Source organism: Lysinibacillus sp. Y5S-8 (genome assembly GCF_036894365.1).
Taxonomy (GTDB): Bacteria; Bacillota; Bacilli; order Bacillales_A; family Planococcaceae; genus Lysinibacillus; species Lysinibacillus fusiformis_D.
Map to the genome: position 1 here is coordinate 3,071,405 of NZ_CP145889.1, position 20,171 is coordinate 3,091,575.

The window sequence follows — 20,171 nt, forward strand, 5'->3', positions numbered from 1 at the left end:
AGCACAAAATGCCAGAAGAACATTATGAGTCTTCTGGCATTTCATTTTTAGATCGTATTTGCAATTCAGGCGTTCGCTCTAGTTGCTCAATAAATTTTTTCGTCTTAAAGCGGATACCTGTTTGTTCTTCATAGATGGTTGTAATAATTTTTTTGATGAAATATTTTGTTTCTTTTTTTAGCTCTATTTTTCCGATTTGATCGATTGGAACAGTATAAAACATACGTATAAGCTTCAGTTGTGTTGGTGTTAAACGAATGATATAGGGGTCATACTGATAACAGCGATGACATAAAAACCCTCCTTGTGCAAAGGAAAAAGCAAATTCCCCATCGACAGCACCACACGCAGCACAGGCATGTAAAATAGGTTGCACACCTGTATAGGGTAACATTTTCCACTCAACAAAAAGTGTGATAGCTTCAGGATCATAGCCTTCCTCAATTGCTTGTAATGCGTGTAATAATACATCAAAAGCAAATGGCTCTGGTTTCCCTTCTTCCACGACACGTTCCACCAGTTCCATGATATAGCTAGCATAGGCAGTGGCCATAATATCTTCACGAATATGACGCATCGAGTTCAAATGCTCTCCTTGTTGTAATGTCCCCATACCAGTATGATGTTGCACCATAAACATGCCATAGGTAAAGGGTTGTGTGACGGACGCCAATCGACTAGAAGGCTTTTTTGCCCCCCTAGCCATTGTAGCCACTTTGCCAGCTTCTCGTGTTAGCAGAGTGACAATTTTATTGGATTCCCCATAAGCACGTACCTTTAATACAATGCCTTCCCATTTATGAAGCATAGTTCTCCTCCTTTCCTAAAAGAGCTATCCAAGAAAAGAGAGCTATCCAAAATGCTTTGGACAGCTCAAAGTAATACCTCTCAATTACACTCAGATTTTACTGAGCAGACGATTTGAAAAAAGACCTCTAGGAGGCAATCTGTAACATCTGCTGAAGTCTATATTTTAATTCAGCAGGCGTTTGAACATCTGCTAAGAAACTCACCCGATAAACACTGCTGGATTAGGATCACAACAGCTTAATATTCATCATCACGGAATCCAAAATCGCGTAAATGTGTAGATTTATTACGCCAATCTTTTTGTACCTTAACCCATAGCTCTAAATAGACTTTTGAGCCTAACAGCATTTCAATATCCTTTCGTGCACGTGTCCCTACTTCTTTCAGCAAGGCTCCACGTTTCCCAATGACAATGCCTTTTTGAGAATCGCGCTCCACAATAATCGTCGCGGCCACATGAATTTTGTCAGCATTTTCTTCATCACGGCGAATTTTATCAATCACCACTGCAATCGAGTGGGGAATTTCTTCACGTGTTAAATGTAAAACTTTTTCTCGTATCAGCTCTGAGATGATAAATCGCTCAGGATGATCCGTCACTTGATCTGCTGGGTAATATTGTGGTCCTTCTGGTAAATATTTTGCTAACGTCGCTAATAAATTTTCTACATTATTCCCTTGTAGTGCTGAAATCGGTACAATTTCTGCAAAATTATAGCGCTCTTTATAGTTCTCAATAATCCCTATTAATTCGTCTGGATGAATGGCATCGATTTTATTGATGACCAAAAAGACAGGCGTCGGATTTCCCGCCAACATTTCTAAAATGAATTCATCACCTTTACCAAGCTTTTGCTCAGCATTGACCATAAACATAATAACATCCACTTCACGCAATGTATTTTTAGAAACCTTCAGCATGAAATCGCCTAGTTTATGTTTTGGTTTGTGAATACCTGGTGTATCAATAAAAATCATTTGGCTATCATCAGTTGTCAGTACACCTTGTACTTTATTTCGTGTTGTTTGTGGCTTATCACTCATGATCGCAATTTTTTGGCCAATGACACGATTTAAAAATGTCGATTTCCCTACATTTGGACGACCAATAATGGAGATAAAGCCTGACTTGTAGCCAGTGTTAGTTTCCTGCATTCTCTAAATCCTCCGTCGTAAATGCAAACGGTAGTAATTCGCCTACCGACGTTACCGTCACATCACCTTTTAAGTTCGTTAAATAAACAGGCATAGTTGGCGCACAAAACTCCATCATTACCTGACGACATGCTCCACACGGTGCGCATGGCCCGTCCGTATCAGCAACAATGGCAATGGCTTCGAATTCATAAATACCCTCTGATACAGCTTTAAAGAACGCTGTACGCTCAGCACAATTCGTCATACTATAGCCTGCATTTTCAATATTACAGCCGTGAATAACCTCTCCCTCTTTTGTTAAAAGAGCTGCACCAACTTTAAATTTCGAGTATGGAACATAGGCTTTTTCACGTGCTTTTTTCGATTCCTCTAATAATCCTTGCATATCCACTGTCATCTATACAAATTCTCCCTCACATTATGGTTTATTTTCATTAAGAAGACACTCATTTCCATTAAAACCATTTTGGCAGAAAGATGAGTAATCCGATTATAGCACTGAATAGCGCAAATACAAGCACTGCACCTGCCGCAATATCTTTCGCCTGCTTAGCAAGTGGATGTACCTCTGGGGAAGCTAAATCAACCGCCCGTTCGATAGCTGTATTGATCATTTCCAGCGCAAACATTAGTGCTATTAATAGTAGCACAATATACCATTCCATACGAGATAAACCTGTCCAATAACCAGCCATTATAACAATGATTGCACTAATTATATGTGATTTTAAATTTTGTTCTTTACTTGCTGTGATAACGCCCTCTAATGCATAGCCAAAAGATCGCAAGTATTTGCGCAAATCCATTTAGTCTCGCCCTAAGCCGAAAGTTTGTAAAATTTCATCTTGCTTTGTAAACATTTTTTTCTCTTCTTCTGGCTCCATATGGTCATAACCAAGCAAATGTAAAAAACCATGTACAGCTAAAAAACCTAATTCTCGTTCAAAGGAATGATTGTATTCCTCAGCCTGCTCTTTGGCACGGTCTGTAGAAATGATAATATCACCTAGTACACGTGGCATTCCTTCAAAAGTTACCTCAATTTCCCCTTCCCCTAGCTCCTCTAGCGCAAAGGAAATGACATCTGTAGGCTGATCCTTGCCACGATACTCACGGTTAATGTCTTGAATCGTCTCATTCGTTACAAACGTCACTGAAACCTCAGTTTCTGGCTCAATATTTTCAATACTCGCTGCATGCTGTAAAAGCTTTTCAACAAGCTCTGTATGTGGTGTAGCCACTTCATTTGTTTCATCTGTAAAATCAATTGTTAAAATCATAGATCCTCCTACTTATCTGCCTTTGGATATTCAATACGTGAGTGGAAAATACCATTCAACGTTTCACAAAGAACTCTCTCTATACATTTTAACTCTTTTATCGAAATATCGCATTCATCAAACTGATTATCCTGTACACGATCATCAATGATCGCTCGTACTAGCTTATGAATTTTTTCAGCATTCGGCTCTTTCATTGAACGAACTGCTGCCTCAACACTGTCAGCAACACTAATAACCGCTGCTTCCTTAGTTTGTGGTTTTGGACCTGGATAACGGAGCTTTGCCTCATCAATGCTTTTTCCTTGTTCCTTCGCTTTAAACAAGAAGAACTTTAATAAACTTGTACCATGATGTTGTAAAGCGATATCGATAATTTCTTGTGGCATTTTATAGCGTTTTAACATGTCGGCTCCATCTGTTGTATGGGCGATAATAATTTCTGCACTTGTCTCAGGCGGTAAAGAATCATGCGGATTAATACCTGACATTTGATTTTCAATGAAAAAGGCAGGACGCTTTGTTTTACCTATATCATGATAATAACAACCAACACGCGCTAGTAAACCATCTGCACCAATTTCTTCACAGGCAGCTTCTGCTAAATTCGCTACCATTACACTATGATGATATGTCCCCGGTGCTTCCATTAGTAATTTTTTTAATAATGGATGATTAGGATTGGATAGCTCAATTAAACGCAGCGATGATAATAGGCTAAATGCTGACTCAAAGAATGGTAAAAGTCCCATTGTTAATGCCCCTGAAAGCAAGGCAGATAACATAGCTGCAATCAAGTAAAACACTAATTCTGGTAAGCCGTAGGATGATTGTGTCATGAGTAAATAAAAGGCGATAAATGCCATGTTGACAAGGGAAATCACACCAACTGCATGTAAAATATGTGAGCGTTTTTCCACACTACGCAAAAAGAACAGGCTTGCAAGCCCTCCAAAAATAATATACAACGTAATTTCCATTTGCATAACAGATGAATAGCCTTCTTGAAAAATAACACCTGCTGAGGCTGCGGTCATAACGGTAATGAGCACAGCCGCCCGTTCATCAGCTAATAATCGTACAAGCATTGTAGCTAATGCGGTAGGGAACAGAAAGGCAATCGTCACATCAAAGCCACTAGATACTAAGCTGATAAATTTCATGAGTAGGATAGACAACGTATAAACAATCACTGTCACTAATAAGGCATTGCGTTTTTTTCGTTCGTCAGCATCCCAACGCTCAAATAAAATATACATAAACATCATTTGCAGTAGCGTTAAAATAATAAGTCCAGCAATTGGCTTCAAGGATGCTTTATTACTAACCATACCCAATAGCTCTAATTGTCGGTAAGCCTCATTATCAATAATTTGACCTTCCTGCACAATGATTTGTCCTTGTAAGATTCGTGTCGGCTCGACGCTTTCCTTCGCCTGCTCTTTGCGAATTTTCGTTTGGTCTTCGTTAATCGTTTCATTTTCAATAATACTTGTACGCCCTATTAACACGACTGTATTGAATATTTTATCAGGATACCCTCGTTGCCCTCGAATCTTTGTCTCAAAATCATTTTGAGCAACAAAGACATTCTCAGATCGGATAGACTTTTGTAAATAGTCCTCTACAAATTTGGATAATTGCGTACTAGTTCTGTTTAAATCTTCATCACTTTGCACTAACAGACCTTCCAACTGTGAATCTGTAAAGATTAATGGCATCTGATCTTCATCTATTGATTCGAATTTTTTGCGAAGCTGTGCAACTTGATCGGCAATAGGTATAGGTTCCTTACTGTTTGCAACATCCTTTTTCACTTCTAGTACATAATCAAACAATGATGTTACAATCGCTGCTCTTTGCTTGGCGACATCCTCCGAAAATTGATAGACTGAATCCACTGCATTGGCGGCTTTTTCCCGCTCTAGCTGCGTCTTATAAGTGTCTTCAATCGTTTTGGTAGATCGTACGGTTTCAGGCGCAAGCTGTAGTGGTTTGAAATCATATGTAACTCCCTTAACATTGCCATACATAAACGCAAACTGTAGGCCGCCTGTTAAAATGAGAATGATGATAATAAAGTAGCGAAAACCGATAAGCTCTGTAAATTTTCGAAGTTGTTTCTCCATTTGGCACCTCCTCTATCTACCTACTATCATACCAATTCAACATACATTTTTCTCGAAAAATGTATAAGAAAGCAAAAAACAGCTATACAATTTTGCATAGCCGTCACATTTTTTTCCATATTTTGATTAATTTCGTAGTTTAGCTATTTGCTTTGTAATGATAATTTTAAAACACTATCACATCTGTCGCTTCGCTTTCGAGGCAGACTTTTTAAACCTTGTTGCCCCTGTCGCTTCGCTTTCGGGGCAGACTTTAGAATTGCTTCGCAATTCTAAAGTTGCTGTTCTTCGTAGGCTTGGATGATTTTGGCTACGATTGGGTGGCGTACGACATCGCCTTGTTCTAACACTTGGAAATGTATGGATTTTACATATTTTAATGTACGCTCTGCTACAATCAAGCCAGATTCCGTATTTTTAGGTAGGTCAATTTGCGTTTTATCACCTGTAATGACCATTTTAGAACCGAAGCCTAGACGTGTTAAAAACATTTTCATTTGCTGATGTGTTGTATTTTGAGCCTCATCTAAAATAACAAAGGCATCATCTAATGTACGACCACGCATATAAGCTAATGGCGCGATTTCTATTGTTCCGCGTTCAATCAGTCTTTGTGTTTGTTCAGCCCCGTAAATGTCGTTTAAAGCGTCGTAGAGAGGTCTAAGATAAGGATCTACCTTTTCCTTTAAATCTCCTGGCAGAAATCCTAGAGACTCTCCTGCTTCAACAGCAGGGCGAGTTAAAATAATTCGCTTTACATGCCCATTTTTAAGTGCTTGTGTTGCCATGACTACCGCTAAATACGTTTTCCCAGTACCGGCTGGACCAATACCAAAAACAACGTCTTTATGACGGATTGCTTGTATGTATTCTCGTTGACCAATTGTTTTTGCACGAATTGGCTTGCCTTTCGTCGTACGTGCTATTTCTTCATCATAAAGTTCTGCAAAATATTCAATCGTGCCTTTTTGTATCATTTCAATCGCTGTTGTAACATCCCGTTGATCAATATTAATTCCTTTGCGAATGACCTTCAATAGTGCATGCAGAAGAAAGGTTGCCTGCTCCTTAGCATTTTCTTCACCAGCCAGTTGAATTTGCTCACCGCGCGTAATGATATGAACATTTAGTGCTTCTTCGACTAATTTCATATTTGCATCTGAAATACCGAGTAGCATAACCGCTTCGTTTGGATTATCCACCTGTAATACAGTTAACTGTTCTGACATAATCATTCTCCTTGTAGGCCTTGTATTGGACTTGCAATGTTTTCATTGACTAAAAATAGAACTTTCCCTTCAACTGTACCATTCCCCCACTTTGCCTGTAAAAGGTTTTCTTTCTTGATCATTGTTTTTGCAGGTAACGAACGTAACACTTTTTCATGCAGTAGAGGGATTAGCAATGACTCTATTTTCGATTCATCAAGCTCCACTTGCATCGTATTTGTCTGTTGTTCCTCTACAATCGAAACATAGGGGTCTAACCAATTCGGTAAATCCTTCTTTTGTACATAATCTACTTTTTCTTTGTGTATCCCCTTTACCAATACTCGCCACTGCTTTTGCTGCACAGTTTCCATTGTAATCGTTGTTGGGATTTTGAACGAGCATTCAAGCCAATAGTCTGCAAATACCTCTCCCTTAGCCCCAACATAAACTTGATCTGTACCACTTTCAATAACACCACTAACGAGGACATCTCCCTCATAGGCTGTATCATTTATTGAAATTTTCCGTTCACCATTTTGTATATTAAAATGAGTAATGACACCACTTTTCGTTGCGACTAAATGCGAAGCTAATTTGTCATTCGATTGCTCTGTTTGCTTCGGTGATTCCTGAGGTCTCAGTATTACTCGTCCGCCGTGTTTATCAATATGCACCCATGATAGCTCTCGATGTTGCTCTAACAGCTTTTGACGTATGATCGTATTGGAAGGTAAACTTTTTTTAGAGAGCGGTGTTTCTAGTTGAAAGGTCTCTTGAAAGGTTTTGCCTAGCCGCTGCTCCAGTTCGGGTGTCGCTGCCTCAATGTCCACTCGCCAAATGACTTGTGCGCAGATAATAGGAATGACAATCATCAAGGTTAAGCCAAGCAAAGTCCAAAGCTGTGCTCGGAAAACTTGCAGCTCATCTGCATAAAAAACAGCCATTTTCAAACGAAACTGTCTACGAGCACGGCGAATTTTTGGTAAGTAATGCATAGTTGTTTCAAAGGAAACTTCTTGCTCACGAAAGACTACACGCTTTAACGGAACATGCTGGGCGTGCAATGCTTGAATAAAAGGATGAACATTTTCATGGCGCTTTATACGTATAATGATAGGCCGATTATTCCACATTTTAGCTCACATCCATATTCTTTGCCTTTTTCATCTGAAGCTCCTGTAGATTATCAACAGAGAGATGAAGCATTTCTTCTTTTAGAGCATTAATCTTCACGGAATCTGCATTGACAGTAATATGATAATCTGCATAAACAAACGAACAGGTCGTAGCATCTGCATGGATAAACCGATAAGGTCCAATGATTTTTAATGATTCGTATTCTAACAATTCGAGTAGTGGCGTTAATTGAAATAATTTTTTCATAAAAAATGCCTCCTTCTTCGGCAATATATGCATCGAAAAAGGAGGACATGCTAGTTATTTTCTTTTTGCTTTAGGTGGTCCTAATATTTCAGCCATTACGATCGCTTGCATGAGATCGTTTTTCGATTGAGGTAATTGAAAAGCCGATGGTGCACCGACAATTTGCACCTCTTTTTTCCCAGCAGCTAGACGTCCTCTACTTTCTCGAATAGAAGTACGACTAGGAACATCCGCTGGCAGAACTGGCGGGGCAGTATAGCTTGGTATTTCCTGCTTCCCCTGTTCCTCGACAAACTTTTTGGGCTCTTCAACTTTCTCATTTTCAGGAATCCAATCACCAATAAACTCTCGTGCAAAATCTTCAAAACTTTGCGCTCTCCCTGCACGATGCGGCGTTGTTTCCGCCATAACTGGAGGCTCTGCCGCTGTATCTTTATTAAAAGGAGGCATCTGTTTCTGAGGCTTTTTATTTTTTGATTTTCCGAAAATAGAGCTGGCTATGGCAATTAAGGCAAGAATTATTAATTGTTCCATATGTTAGTTCCGCTCCTTTCCGTTTTTAAGCATTTGGATCATTCGTGTCTGGCTTATCAGTGCTTACTTTTGAAATCGAGTCGCGCATCGCCGTATCCGCTTGAATGTTACGATAATTCATGTAATCCATAATGCCAAGATTACCAGAACGTAATGCTTCAGCCATAGCCTGTGGTACTTCTGCTTCAGCCTCTACTACTTTCGCCTTCATTTCTTGAACACGGGCAATCATTTCCTGCTCATTCGCTACAGCCATTGCACGGCGTTCCTCAGCTTTTGCCTGAGCAATGTTTTTATCCGCCTGTGCTTGTTCAATCTGTAATTCTGCACCGATGTTTTTACCGATATCTACGTCGGCAATATCAATGGATAAGATTTCAAAGGCTGTTCCTGAGTCCAAACCTTTTGATAATACTGTTTGTGAAATCATATCAGGATTTTCTAATACTTCTGTATGGTGCACAGCCGAACCGATTGTCGAAACAATCCCTTCACCAACACGGGCAATAACTGTTTCTTCACCAGCACCACCGACTAAACGCTCAATATTTGCACGTACTGTAATACGTGCCTTTGCTTTAACTTCAATCCCGTTCATTGCTACACCTGAAATAAATGGTGTTTCAATAACTTTTGGATTAACAGACATTTGAACCGCTTCTAATACATCTCGACCAGCTAAATCAATCGCTGCACAGCGTTCAAAAGATAGTTCAATATTGGCACGGTGAGCTGCAATTAATGCATTGACAACACGGTCAACATTACCACCTGCTAAATAGTGACTCTCTAACTGATTAATCGTAACAGGTAAGCCTGCTTTATGTGCTTTAATCAACGGATTGACAATTCGAGAAGGGATAACTCGACGTAAACGCATCCCAATTAATGTAAAAATACTAACACGAACACCTGCTGCTAATGCAGAAATCCACAGTGCTACCGGTACAAAGGTAAAGAATACCGCAAGAACAATGAATAAAATAACCAGTCCAGCAATTGGACCAATTAAAGCTAAATCAAAACCCATTTTCTATTCCTCCATCTCTTTATCTGTTTGTCTCACAACAATACGTGAGCCTTCAACTTTAATAATTTCTACATGTTGATTAGCATCGATATAGCCACCTTCTGATACAATATCAATGCGTTCACTACCAAGTACCATTGTACCTGATGGACGTAGTGGTGTAAGCGTTTTCCCAATTTTTCCTAACAGTTCTGTGCGGTTGACATTGGACACATACCCTTCTTCTGTCGTAGTTGCATCCATTAACACGAGCCTGTTTAAGACATGCATTTTTTTTCCGAAAAATTTCATCAGAATCACCATTCCTATCATCGCTATCACAAGCGCAATGAGAATTGCTACTATCATTTGCATCATATTTGCACCTGCCAGTATCAGACTTAGTAATATGAGCACGCCACCTAAAATTCCCACAATTCCTCCGGGGACAAAAAACTCTGCAATTACAAGAGCTAAACCAACTATAAATAACAATAATGTTTCATAACCAGCGAAGCCTGCAACCATATGTCCAAAGAAAAATAAACCAAGAGCTGATAGCCCCATTATACCTGGAACGCCAAATCCTGGCGAATATAGCTCCATCACCAGCCCTAAACTTGCGATAGACAATAAAATGGGTACAATGATTGGATTTGTAATAAAACGAGCCAATTTTTCAGAAAATGTTGGTTCGATTGGAACAATATCACTACTCTTAAGATTTGTTTTCGCTAAAAGCTCCTGAAAATTTTTAACCGTTCCTTCAGAATAGCGAACCTCCAATGCCTCTGAAGCAGATAAGGTTAACAAATTCTTTCCGCCAGCACGGTATTCTGGTAGTTCATAGTTGGTATCTGCCATTGCTAATGCAAACTTAGGATCGCGACCTGATGTTTCTGCCGCTGCCTGCATTTGAGCAAGCCAAGCACTATTAGCTTTTAAATCTGCTGCATTACCTGCTGAATCAATGACCGCTGCTGCACCGATTGTTCCATTCGGCACCATGTAAATCTCATCCGCATGTAAGGCTAAAAAAGCACCAGCTGAATGCGCATCCTTATTAATATAAGCAATTGTACGTATCTCCGTTGCATCCATAAGCATGGCGATATCACTTGCAGCATTCACAAATCCGCCAGGCGTATGTATATCTAAGATAATCGCCTCTGCATAGTTTTCTTCAGCCTCTTTAAAAGCTCGTTCTAAAAATGCATGAAGCCCTCGCTCTACTTCATTATGAATTGGAACATGGTAGACCTTACTACTTGCAAAAGCTGACGTTAATGGAAACGCTAACAAAAAAGTCATCCATATTACTAGTAAATAGCTGAGGATTCTCCGTCTTCGCATCTTTTTCCCTCCCTTCTAACATGCTTCTCCCTTGTATATACGGTCAATCATGCGAAAAGTTTCACAAATCTTAAAATTTTTTAAGTTTATTTAAGATCCATTTCATTTGAATGACTGACACTTAGTATGTTACAAAAAAAGCCAAATGAATCAATAAGATATCATTCGGCTTTTTCATATGTACGTAAGCGTGAGCAATGTAAAATACCTGAAATCAATCCTCCATGTGATTAATTTCAGGTATAATTTTGTCTGCTCAGTGAATCATACAATTGCGTGTTATGAACGTAGGGATTTTTAATGGGAAATTAAATTACCACTTACGTTTACGTGCAGCTTCTGATTTCTTTTTACGTTTTACGCTAGGTTTTTCGTAGAACTCGCGCTTTCTAACTTCTTGAATTGTACCACTTTTTGATACAGTACGTTTGAAGCGGCGAAGAGCATCTTCAAGCGATTCGTTTTTGCGAACGACAGTTTTTGACATCTCTCTTTCCCTCCCTCCGAACACACGTCAATACACAATTAGGCAAATTACCTTCTGTTGTGTACTAAAAAATTATATCGTATTGTCTAATAATGGTCAATAGAAAGTGTGCGAAATTATCAAGTGAATTTTTGGTTTTATTTTTGTAACTTATTCAAATTGCATTTAGCTAGCAATATATCCAATATTTATTCTTGCATCTAGTAAAAAACATAATTTATTGACAAACAAAAAGGCTGTTTCAAGTCCTCCTTGATCCAGCCAGCCACTTTTTAGAAAACTTTCTTCTGATCCCTATCATCTTTTAAAATTTCAACAGCTTCTCTAAAACGCTGGGAATGGACAATTTCCCGTTCACGTAAAAACTTTAAGCTATCATTTAAATCTGTGTCATCTGATAAATCAATAATCCATTGATATGTCGCACGCGCCTTTTCCTCAGCAGCAATATCCTCATACAAATCCGCAATGGGGTCACCCTTAGCCTGAATATAGGATGCTGTAAATGGTACCCCTGAAGCATTCTGATAAAATAAAGCACGATCATGATTTACATAATGGTCGCCTAGACCAGCCTCTTTTAGCATTTCAGGTGTCGCATCTTTTGTTAGCTTATAGATCATCGTGGCAATCATTTCTAAATGTGAAAATTCCTCCGTTGCTATATCAGTTAAGAGCCCTACCACTTTGTCTGGTATGGTATAGCGCTGATTCATATAACGAAGGGCTGCTGCCAGTTCCCCATCTGCTCCTCCATATTGCTCAATTAAAAACTTAGCAAGCATTGGATTGCATGTACTAACTTTTACTGGATACTGGAGCTTTTTTTCGTAATACCACAAAGATTATTCCTCCTAGTTCTTTTGATTAGACCTGCCATGGCCACGGCGTATCAATCCAATTAAACGGATAATTCGAATAGCTTCTTCCAAAATTCATGAGCGGTCCATATTTCTGTTCAAAATCAACTTTGAGCTTCATGCTTTTCTCTGTATTTTCATTAAATTGCTGGATGGCATCATAATCGTGTGGGTGGGTGTCTAAATAGAGGTTTAATTCCACAATGACGAAATCAATTGCCTGTATTTCTTCTAATTGCTGATAGAATTCAGGCGGCATCTTTTTAGTCATGCTTCACCCCTCCTTTTTAGGGGAAATGGATACGGGCTAAATAACTGTGGCCAAAGTGTTCCTGCCATTAGAGCTTCTCGTGGGGTTGGGAATTGTGGTAGTCCGGGTGGTTGAAAACCCATATATAATTGTGGTGGTGTAGCAAAGTATTTTACTTCGATAGGCTTACAAGGATCAAAAGGGCTAATATACGGTCTCCAAGCCTTATACTGTGTAAACATGGCATCCTCCTTTCTGTCTTCACATTCATCAGTGGAGTATATGTGCGAAAAAAAATATTATGTTTTTTCGACATAAAGAAGCCATAAGCTCATGCAAATCTGTGCAAGAGCCTATGGCTTTAAAATTAGTAATTGGAATCTGCAATTAAACCATTCATAATGGCAACACCAGAGCTTGCTCCAATACGTGTAGCACCAGCTTCTACCATTTTTTTCATATCCTCTAAGCTACGAACGCCACCTGAAGCTTTTACACCCAATTCAGGACCTACTGTTTTACGCATAAGAGCAATATCTTCTGCTGTTGCACCACCAGTTGAAAAACCAGTTGATGTTTTCACATAGTCAGCACCTGCTGCCACAGCTAGCTCACATGCCTTCACTTTCTCTTCATCTGTTAATAAACATGCTTCAATAATTACTTTCACAAGTGCGCTGCCTTTAGCCGCTTCTACAACTGCTGCAATATCAGCTTGTACATGCTCATAGTTTTTATCTTTTAACGCACCGATATTAATGACCATATCTACTTCTTTTGCACCGTTAGCAATCGCATCTTTTGCTTCAAATGCTTTCACTGCTGGTGTGTTGGCACCGAGTGGGAAGCCAATAACCGTACAAACTAAAACATCTGACCCTTGCAATAATTCGCTACTACGCTTCACCCATGTTGGATTGACACATACTGAAGCAAAGTTAAATTGCTTAGCTTCTGCACATAATTTTTCAATTTGTTCCTTTGTTGCCTCAGCCTTTAATAATGTATGATCAATCATACGCGCAAAATTTTGTTCCATTGTTAAACGCTCCTTCATTAAACAAGATGTACGTACCTCTTCGAATCATACCATTTTTTCTCGTTGCCGTCTAATTTCTTTCTTAGCCAATTATTCATTAAATGCTATGTCATTGTTTTTTGAAACTCTACTAAATGAAAATACACAGTTAATGGCTTTTCTGACCTTCCTTATGCCAGTCGTGATAAACGCTCAGTAAACTTATAAATGGCTGATATATTCTCTTCTATTTCTTCTCATTATAACAAGAAAAGTGGAATATTCATCCAATGAAAAAAGGATTGCCTCAAAAGCAGGCAACCCTTTGCATATTAATTAACTGTTTCTAAAACACGTACAAATTGCCCTTGTGAGTGTGGATAGCCTGCTTGTGTAATCTTTACTTTTACAAGCTGTCCAATCAGACTTTCTGGACCTTCAAATACGATCTTCAAGTAATTATCAGTATAACCTGTTAGAAGACCTTGCTCTTCACTGCCATCATGCACAAATTCTTCAGGAATCACTTCTAATACTTGATCTTCAAAACGAGATGCATATTCTTTTGCCAGTTGATCATTTAAAGAAATCAGACGGTGTACACGCTCATTTTTAATGTCTTCATCAATTTGATCCTCCATGCGGGCAGCTGGTGTGCCTGTACGTGGAGAGAATGGGAAGACATGTAGTTCAGAGAATTTATGATCACGAATAAAGTTGAACGTTTCCATGAACTCTTCCTCTGTCTCACCTGGGAAGCCAACAATAACGTCAGATGTTACAGCTAAATCTGGTAAAGCTTCATGTAATTTCGTTAAACGTTCCCCGAAAAATTCCATTGTATATTTACGACGCATACGTTTTAACACCGTATCAGAACCCGATTGGATTGGAATGTGTAAATGATTAACGACAATCTTCGATTCACGAAGGACTTCGATGACTTCATCCGTCAATTGACTAGCTTCAATGGACGAAATACGAAGACGTTTTAAGCCTTTTACATTAGCCTCTAAATCACGTAGTAACTGAGCAAGATTATAATCTTTTAAGTCTTGTCCATAGCCACCCGTATGAATACCCGTTAAAACAATTTCAAGATAGCCAGCCTCAACTAATTGCTGGGCTTGATGTAATACTTCTTGTGGATCACGAGAACGCATTAAGCCACGTGCCCATGGGATAATACAAAATGTACAGAAGTTGTTACAGCCTTCTTGTATTTTTAAGGAAGCACGTGTACGGTCTGTAAATGCTGGTACATCTAATTCCTCATAAACACGATTTTTCATAATATTACGTACGGCATTAATCGGTTGTCGTTCTGAACGATATTGATCGATATAGCCTAATAATTTCGTACGATCCTGTGTTCCTACAACAATATCTACGCCAGGAATCGCCATGATTTCAGCTGGGGATGTCTGTGCATAGCATCCCGTTACACAAATAACAGCATCAGGATTTTGTCGAACTGCGCGACGAATCACCTGACGAGATTTCTTATCTCCAGTATTGGTAACTGTACATGTATTAATGACATAAACGTCTGCTTGATGATCAAACTCTGTACGATCATAGCCATCTTCTTTGAACAGTTGCCAGATTGCTTCTGTTTCGTAATGATTTACTTTACAGCCAAGTGTGTGAAAAGCCACTTTTGACAAGGCTGAACACCTCTTTCATTCAAATTCATAGGATATGGCAGACAGTGCGTATAATGGCGCTGTTTCTGCTCGTAAAATTCTTGGTCCTAATGACATAGTTTGAGCGCCTGCATGTAACAGCGCTTCTGACTCTTGACGAGAAATGCCCCCCTCTGGACCAAAGATTATAAGCATTGATTTCGACTTCTTATCATACACGTTTTTTAGCTTCTCCGCAAACCTTGTGCGCTTTTCAGCCTTTGCATCCTCTTCATCTGCAATAAAAACGGCATCGAATTGATCTATTTGTTGTAGGAGCTGTTTAAAGGTAATTGGTTCAAAAACCTCTGGGATATGTGTACGATGGGCTTGTTCTGCGGCCTCTTTAGCAATTTTTTGTAATCTTTCTTGCTTTTTTACCCCTTTTTTCTTGTCCCATTTCACAATGGAACGTTCAGCTTCAAATGGTAGTAACGCAAACATCCCAAGCTCCGTTGCTTTTTGTGTAATTAGCTCTAGCTTATCGCCCTTTGGCAAGCCACAAGCTACTGTCACATGAATAGGTAGCTCCGGTGAAGGTATTGTTTGACCAGTCGCTTCAATCACGACCTCATCCCCTTCAAACCCTTCGATTGTACATATATGAGCGGTGTTTTGTGCAACAACAACGATTTTGTCGCCCTGCTTCATCCGCATTACTCGCTCAATATGGCGTGCATCTTCTCCGCTAATACGTGCATTTTCTATGGCTGTTTCAATAAAATAACGTTGCATGCTACACAGTCCTTTCTAGCAAGACAGGAAAACGCCAAATCACAAGCACACGGCTTACGATTTGGCGCTTCTTCAGTCAGGTTATAGCGGTCGACGAGCAATAATAGCTACCCAATCTTCCATTAATAATACTTCTTCAATCACAAAGCCTGAAGCTTCTAGTGCTGCTTTGACATCATCACGTTTTGCCCCGATAATGCCTGAAGTGACATATAATCCACCTGGTTTCACAATTGTAAATGCGTCGTCAGTGAAGGACATAATGATTTCGGCCAAAATATTAGCCACCACCACGTCTGCTGGTTCTTTGACAGTATCTAATAAGTTACCATGGAATACCTCTACCTTATCTTCTACTTTATTCAACGCCACATTTTCTTGTGCCGAACGTACAGCTACCTCGTCTAAATCGAGAGCATGCACACTTTTAGCACCAAGTAATGCTGCACCAATAGATAATACACCGGATCCTGTACCGATATCGACAACTGTATCCTCTTCTTTAATGACCTTTTCAAGTCCTTGTAAACACATCACCGTCGTTGGATGTGTACCTGTACCAAAAGCCATACCAGGATCTAATTCAATAATCAGTTCATCTGTTGAAACAGGTGTATAATCCTCCCATGTTGGTACGATTGTAAAGCGTTCAGAAATTTTGACAGGATGGTAGTATTGCTTCCAGGCAGTTGCCCAATCTTCCTCATTGACTTCAACAATGGATACAACATTTTCACCGATATCAATGTTAAAGTTCGTCAAGTTTGTGATGGCTGCTTTAATTTCTTCGACCGTTTCATTTAAAAAACTAGACTCTGATAAATAAGCTTTGACAATTACGCCATCTTTCGGAAAATCATCTTCATTTAGCGCATAAATTTCACCATATTGATCTTCACGTGGCTTCGCAAATTCTGCAGAATCTTCGATGACAACACCACTTGCACCTGCTTCATGCAAAATATTCGAAATTGCTTCTACCGCTTCATTTTTTGTATGAATGGATAATTCAGACCACTTCACGTAGCTCTTCAGCTCCCTCTAATTATTCACCTTGGAATTTTTTCTTAATTTTATCGAATAGTGAACTACCTTGTTCTTCAGGGATATCGCCACTAATTTCAGCAAATTCTCGTAGTAATTGCTTTTGCTTTTCTGTTAATTTCTCAGGTGTCATGACTTTGACCGTTACATACTGATTCCCCATACCATAGCCATGAACATTTTTAACGCCTTTATCTTTAAGACGGAATTGGGCGCCTGACTGTGTGCCAGCTGGGATACGTAATTTGACTTTACCATGCACTGTAGGCACTTCAATTTCATCTCCAAGTGCGGCTTGAGGGAATGTCAACTTCAACTCGAAGTAAATATCGTCCCCATCACGTTCAAATTCTTTGTGCCCTTGAACACGGAACATAATATATAAATCCCCTGCAGGACCACCGTTAATACCTGGTTCACCTTGACCCGATACACGAATTTGTTGTCCATCATCCACACCTGCTGGAATCGTCACTTTAATTTTCTTGCGCTTTTGAACTTTTCCTTCTCCACGACAAGTTGAACATTTTTCTTTAATGATTTTACCTGTACCATGGCAAGTCGTACATGCACGACGGTTCATCATGCGACCAAACGGTGTATCCACTGCTTGGTTGATTTGTCCAGCCCCATTACATGTCGAACATGTTTCTGGCTGTGTGCCTGGCTTTGCTCCTGAGCCATGACATGTTTCACACGTTTCATCTTTCGGAATTTCTATTTCTGTTTCTTTCCCAAAAATAGCTTCTTCAAATTTAATATTCATGCGATATTGTAGATCATCGCCTTTACGTGGCGCATTTGGGTCTTGACGGCGACCACTACCACCGAAGAAAGAGCTGAAAATATCCTCGAAGCCGCCAAAGCCGCCGCCTCCAAAGCCACCACCAAAGCCCGCATTCGGGTCTTCATGACCAAATTGGTCGTAGCGTGCTTTTTTCTGGTCGTCGCTTAATACTTCATATGCTTCAGCGATTTCTTTGAATTTTTCATCTGCACCCGGCTCTTTATTAAGATCAGGGTGATATTGTTTTGATAATTTACGGTATGCTTTTTTAATTTCATCTTTAGAAGCTGATTTTGTTAAACCAAGCACCTCGTAATAATCGCGTTTCTCCATGATTCACACTCCGCTCTGTTTGCATAAAATCTATTGTAACATGCAGTTGTTAAAACTGCCTTATTTTTTCGATTAATCATCCCATAAAATTGAGGTTTTCACTTCCTAGCAGCTAACGTATGCAACTATTCCATAAATGGTGCCATTTACGGTGAAGCGATGACAACATCATGACAAAAGCCAAAGCCGCAAGCGGTCTTTGGCTTTTTCACTTAACTGTGTTACTTCCTATTTATCATCTTTTACTTCTTCGAAATCAGCGTCTACAACACCGTCATCTTTTTTACCAGCGCCAGTGTCTGCACCTGCATCGCCACCTTGAGCCGCTTGAGCTGCCGCTGCCGCTTGCTCATAAACTTTCATCACTAGTGGCTGTAATACGCCTTCTAATTTTTCTTTTGCTGCTTTAATGCCTTCTAATTCACCAGCTTCAAGCGCTTTTTTCAATTCATCACGAGCGTCTTCAACAGATTTTTTCTCATCTTCTGTAATTTGCTCGCCTAAGTCAGCAATAGTTTTATCCACTTGGAATACTAATTGGTCTGCTTCGTTGCGAAGATCTGCTTCTTCTTTACGTTTAGCATCCGCTTCAGCATTAGACTCTGCGTCTTTTACCATGCGTTCAATTTCTTCCTCTGATAAACCAGAATCAGATTGAATCACAATTGTTTGCTCTTTGTTTGTACCAAGATCTTTCGCTTTTACAGATACGATACCGTTTTTATCAATATCGAATGTTACTTCGATTTGAGGTACACCACGTGGTGCTGGTGGAATATCTGCTAATTGGAAGCGACCTAATGTTTTATTGTCAGCTGCCATTGAACGCTCACCTTGTAGAACATGAATATCTACTGCTGGTTGGTTATCAGCTGCTGTAGAGAATACTTGTGATTTAGAAGTAGGAATTGTTGTGTTACGGTCGATTAATTTTGTGAACACGCCACCCATTGTTTCAATACCAAGTGAAAGTGGTGTTACATCAAGTAATACTACGTCTTTTACATCACCTGTTAATACGCCACCTTGTACAGCAGCACCCATAGCTACTACTTCGTCAGGGTTTACACCACGGTGAGGCTCTTTACCAGTTTCTTTACGTACCGCTTCTTGTACTGCTGGAATACGCGTAGAACCACCAACTAAAATAACTTGGTCGATTTCAGAAGTTGAAAGACCTGCATCGGATAAGGCTTGACGTACTGGTCCAACTGTACGATTTACTAATGGTAATGTAATTTCGTCAAATTTTGCACGAGTTAAAGAAATTTCTAAGTGTAAAGGACCTGCTTCACCAGCTGTAATGAATGGTAAAGAGATTTGTGTTGATGTTACACCAGATAAATCTTTTTTCGCTTTTTCAGCGGCATCTTTTAAACGTTGCATCGCCATTTTATCTTTTGATAAATCAATACCGTTTTCTTTTTTGAATTCAGCTACTAGATATTCAATAACCGCGTCATCGAAATCATCCCCACCTAGTTTGTTATCACCAGCTGTAGCTAATACTTCAAAGACGCCGTCACCTAACTCAAGGATAGATACGTCAAACGTACCGCCACCAAGGTCAAATACTAATACTTTTTGGTCTTGGTCTTGTTTGTCTAAACCATAAGCAAGTGCTGCAGCAGTTGGTTCGTTGATGATACGTTCTACTTCTAGACCTGCGATTTTACCAGCATCTTTTGTAGCTTGGCGTTGTGCATCATTAAAGTAAGCAGGAACTGTAATAACTGCTTTTGTTACTTTTTCTCCTAAGTAATCTTCTGCATAACCTTTTAAGTATTGAAGAATCATAGCCGATACTTCTTGTGGTGTATAATCTTTATCTTCTACTGTTACTTTATCAGCTGTACCCATTTTTGATTTAATAGACATAATTGTATTAGGGTTTGTTACAGATTGACGTTTCGCTACTTCACCAACTTGACGTTCACCATTTTTAAATGCAACAACAGATGGTGTCGTACGGTTACCTTCTGGATTTGGAATTACTTTTGGTTCTCCACCTTCAAGTACAGAAACGCAAGAGTTTGTTGTTCCTAAGTCAATACCAATAATTTTGCTCATTAAAATTTCCTCCTATTATGTCAACGCAAGGGATG

22 protein-coding genes are annotated in these 20,171 nt (G+C 39.4%); all 22 read right to left on the reverse strand.

The window, feature by feature from the left end; translation table 11 throughout:
• Nucleotides 1-22: 22 nt before the first annotated feature.
• The 22 genes from recO to dnaK all read right to left on the reverse strand — a co-directional run bounded on the left by recO (nt 23) and on the right by dnaK (nt 20,136).
• On the reverse strand, nt 23-808 hold the full coding sequence (recO, locus tag V6670_RS14880; protein WP_036120522.1) for a DNA repair protein RecO: 786 nt from the start codon (nt 806-808) through the stop codon (nt 23-25).
• Between the two features lie 239 nt (nt 809-1,047).
• Nucleotides 1,048-1,965 (reverse strand): GTPase Era, encoded by a 918-nt coding sequence (era, locus tag V6670_RS14885; RefSeq protein ID WP_141905104.1) that lies wholly within the window; start codon nt 1,963-1,965, stop codon nt 1,048-1,050.
• The gene (locus tag V6670_RS14890; RefSeq protein ID WP_080717050.1) at nt 1,952-2,365 is read right to left on the reverse strand and encodes a cytidine deaminase; all 414 of its coding nucleotides are present in this window, start codon (nt 2,363-2,365) and stop codon (nt 1,952-1,954) included. The genes era and V6670_RS14890 overlap by 14 nt, the downstream gene beginning before the upstream one ends.
• Before the next feature lie 58 nt (nt 2,366-2,423).
• On the reverse strand, nt 2,424-2,774 hold the full coding sequence (locus V6670_RS14895) for a diacylglycerol kinase family protein (RefSeq protein ID WP_141905105.1): 351 nt from the start codon (nt 2,772-2,774) through the stop codon (nt 2,424-2,426).
• Nucleotides 2,775-3,248 carry an rRNA maturation RNase YbeY gene (ybeY, locus tag V6670_RS14900; RefSeq protein WP_036120532.1) on the reverse strand — a complete coding sequence of 158 codons (474 nt, stop codon included), beginning with the start codon at nt 3,246-3,248 and terminating at the stop codon, nt 2,775-2,777.
• Nucleotides 3,249-3,256: 8 nt separating this feature from the next.
• Nucleotides 3,257-5,377, reverse strand: a complete 2,121-nt coding sequence (locus tag V6670_RS14905) for an HD family phosphohydrolase (RefSeq protein WP_338651510.1) — start codon at nt 5,375-5,377, stop codon at nt 3,257-3,259.
• A 272-nt stretch (nt 5,378-5,649) separates the two neighbouring features.
• Complete coding sequence (locus tag V6670_RS14910) at nt 5,650-6,606, reverse strand: PhoH family protein (protein WP_141905107.1); 957 nt, start codon at nt 6,604-6,606, stop codon at nt 5,650-5,652.
• A gap of 2 nt (nt 6,607-6,608) precedes the next feature.
• Nucleotides 6,609-7,721 (reverse strand): sporulation protein YqfD, encoded by a 1,113-nt coding sequence (locus tag V6670_RS14915; RefSeq protein ID WP_141905108.1) that lies wholly within the window; start codon nt 7,719-7,721, stop codon nt 6,609-6,611.
• A 1-nt stretch (nt 7,722) separates the two neighbouring features.
• The gene (locus tag V6670_RS14920) at nt 7,723-7,971 is read right to left on the reverse strand and encodes a hypothetical protein (RefSeq protein ID WP_036121657.1); all 249 of its coding nucleotides are present in this window, start codon (nt 7,969-7,971) and stop codon (nt 7,723-7,725) included.
• Between the two features lie 54 nt (nt 7,972-8,025).
• Nucleotides 8,026-8,505, reverse strand: coding sequence for a hypothetical protein (locus tag V6670_RS14925; protein ID WP_338651515.1), 480 nt, complete (start codon nt 8,503-8,505; stop codon nt 8,026-8,028).
• 25 nt (nt 8,506-8,530) lie between these two features.
• Nucleotides 8,531-9,535 carry a flotillin-like protein FloA gene (gene floA / locus V6670_RS14930; RefSeq protein WP_036121665.1) on the reverse strand — a complete coding sequence of 335 codons (1,005 nt, stop codon included), beginning with the start codon at nt 9,533-9,535 and terminating at the stop codon, nt 8,531-8,533.
• A gap of 3 nt (nt 9,536-9,538) precedes the next feature.
• Nucleotides 9,539-10,867, reverse strand: coding sequence for a nodulation protein NfeD (locus tag V6670_RS14935; protein WP_338651518.1), 1,329 nt, complete (start codon nt 10,865-10,867; stop codon nt 9,539-9,541).
• Between the two features lie 313 nt (nt 10,868-11,180).
• Complete coding sequence (rpsU, locus tag V6670_RS14940) at nt 11,181-11,354, reverse strand: 30S ribosomal protein S21 (protein ID WP_004227078.1); 174 nt, start codon at nt 11,352-11,354, stop codon at nt 11,181-11,183.
• A 272-nt stretch (nt 11,355-11,626) separates the two neighbouring features.
• Complete coding sequence (locus V6670_RS14945) at nt 11,627-12,196, reverse strand: manganese catalase family protein (RefSeq protein ID WP_036121670.1); 570 nt, start codon at nt 12,194-12,196, stop codon at nt 11,627-11,629.
• 25 nt (nt 12,197-12,221) lie between these two features.
• Nucleotides 12,222-12,485 carry a spore coat protein CotJB gene (locus V6670_RS14950; RefSeq protein WP_036121673.1) on the reverse strand — a complete coding sequence of 88 codons (264 nt, stop codon included), beginning with the start codon at nt 12,483-12,485 and terminating at the stop codon, nt 12,222-12,224.
• Nucleotides 12,482-12,706 (reverse strand): spore coat associated protein CotJA, encoded by a 225-nt coding sequence (locus tag V6670_RS14955; protein ID WP_101966494.1) that lies wholly within the window; start codon nt 12,704-12,706, stop codon nt 12,482-12,484. The genes V6670_RS14950 and V6670_RS14955 overlap by 4 nt, the downstream gene beginning before the upstream one ends.
• A 125-nt stretch (nt 12,707-12,831) precedes the next feature.
• Nucleotides 12,832-13,503 (reverse strand): deoxyribose-phosphate aldolase, encoded by a 672-nt coding sequence (deoC, locus tag V6670_RS14960; protein WP_036121676.1) that lies wholly within the window; start codon nt 13,501-13,503, stop codon nt 12,832-12,834.
• 311 nt (nt 13,504-13,814) lie between these two features.
• Nucleotides 13,815-15,149, reverse strand: coding sequence for a tRNA (N(6)-L-threonylcarbamoyladenosine(37)-C(2))-methylthiotransferase MtaB (mtaB, locus tag V6670_RS14965; protein ID WP_036121680.1), 1,335 nt, complete (start codon nt 15,147-15,149; stop codon nt 13,815-13,817).
• 15 nt (nt 15,150-15,164) lie between these two features.
• The gene (locus tag V6670_RS14970) at nt 15,165-15,902 is read right to left on the reverse strand and encodes a 16S rRNA (uracil(1498)-N(3))-methyltransferase (RefSeq protein ID WP_141905111.1); all 738 of its coding nucleotides are present in this window, start codon (nt 15,900-15,902) and stop codon (nt 15,165-15,167) included.
• Between the two features lie 81 nt (nt 15,903-15,983).
• Nucleotides 15,984-16,925 carry a 50S ribosomal protein L11 methyltransferase gene (prmA, locus tag V6670_RS14975; RefSeq protein ID WP_036121686.1) on the reverse strand — a complete coding sequence of 314 codons (942 nt, stop codon included), beginning with the start codon at nt 16,923-16,925 and terminating at the stop codon, nt 15,984-15,986.
• Nucleotides 16,926-16,947: 22 nt separating this feature from the next.
• On the reverse strand, nt 16,948-18,066 hold the full coding sequence (dnaJ, locus tag V6670_RS14980) for a molecular chaperone DnaJ (protein WP_036121690.1): 1,119 nt from the start codon (nt 18,064-18,066) through the stop codon (nt 16,948-16,950).
• Nucleotides 18,067-18,294: 228 nt separating this feature from the next.
• Nucleotides 18,295-20,136, reverse strand: a complete 1,842-nt coding sequence (gene dnaK / locus V6670_RS14985; protein ID WP_036121693.1) for a molecular chaperone DnaK — start codon at nt 20,134-20,136, stop codon at nt 18,295-18,297.
• Between the last annotated feature and the right edge of the window lie 35 nt (nt 20,137-20,171).

Excerpts from the sequence above, each read along its gene's own strand:
- recO (WP_036120522.1), bottom strand. The coding sequence starts at position 808 with ATGCTTCATAAATGGGAAGGCATTGTATTAAAGGTACGTGCTTATGGG.
- era (WP_141905104.1), bottom strand. The coding sequence starts at position 1,965 with ATGCAGGAAACTAACACTGGCTACAAGTCAGGCTTTATCTCCATTATT.
- V6670_RS14890 (WP_080717050.1), bottom strand. The coding sequence starts at position 2,365 with ATGACAGTGGATATGCAAGGATTATTAGAGGAATCGAAAAAAGCACGT.
- V6670_RS14895 (WP_141905105.1), bottom strand. The coding sequence starts at position 2,774 with ATGGATTTGCGCAAATACTTGCGATCTTTTGGCTATGCATTAGAGGGC.
- ybeY (WP_036120532.1), bottom strand. The coding sequence starts at position 3,248 with ATGATTTTAACAATTGATTTTACAGATGAAACAAATGAAGTGGCTACA.
- V6670_RS14905 (WP_338651510.1), bottom strand. The coding sequence starts at position 5,377 with ATGGAGAAACAACTTCGAAAATTTACAGAGCTTATCGGTTTTCGCTAC.
- V6670_RS14910 (WP_141905107.1), bottom strand. The coding sequence starts at position 6,606 with ATGTCAGAACAGTTAACTGTATTACAGGTGGATAATCCAAACGAAGCG.
- V6670_RS14915 (WP_141905108.1), bottom strand. The coding sequence starts at position 7,721 with ATGTGGAATAATCGGCCTATCATTATACGTATAAAGCGCCATGAAAAT.
- V6670_RS14920 (WP_036121657.1), bottom strand. The coding sequence starts at position 7,971 with ATGAAAAAATTATTTCAATTAACGCCACTACTCGAATTGTTAGAATAC.
- V6670_RS14925 (WP_338651515.1), bottom strand. The coding sequence starts at position 8,505 with ATGGAACAATTAATAATTCTTGCCTTAATTGCCATAGCCAGCTCTATT.
- floA (WP_036121665.1), bottom strand. The coding sequence starts at position 9,535 with ATGGGTTTTGATTTAGCTTTAATTGGTCCAATTGCTGGACTGGTTATT.
- V6670_RS14935 (WP_338651518.1), bottom strand. The coding sequence starts at position 10,867 with ATGCGAAGACGGAGAATCCTCAGCTATTTACTAGTAATATGGATGACT.
- rpsU (WP_004227078.1), bottom strand. The coding sequence starts at position 11,354 with ATGTCAAAAACTGTCGTTCGCAAAAACGAATCGCTTGAAGATGCTCTT.
- V6670_RS14950 (WP_036121673.1), bottom strand. The coding sequence starts at position 12,485 with ATGACTAAAAAGATGCCGCCTGAATTCTATCAGCAATTAGAAGAAATA.
- V6670_RS14955 (WP_101966494.1), bottom strand. The coding sequence starts at position 12,706 with ATGTTTACACAGTATAAGGCTTGGAGACCGTATATTAGCCCTTTTGAT.
- deoC (WP_036121676.1), bottom strand. The coding sequence starts at position 13,503 with ATGGAACAAAATTTTGCGCGTATGATTGATCATACATTATTAAAGGCT.
- V6670_RS14970 (WP_141905111.1), bottom strand. The coding sequence starts at position 15,902 with ATGCAACGTTATTTTATTGAAACAGCCATAGAAAATGCACGTATTAGC.
- dnaJ (WP_036121690.1), bottom strand. The coding sequence starts at position 18,066 with ATGGAGAAACGCGATTATTACGAGGTGCTTGGTTTAACAAAATCAGCT.
- dnaK (WP_036121693.1), bottom strand. The coding sequence starts at position 20,136 with ATGAGCAAAATTATTGGTATTGACTTAGGAACAACAAACTCTTGCGTT.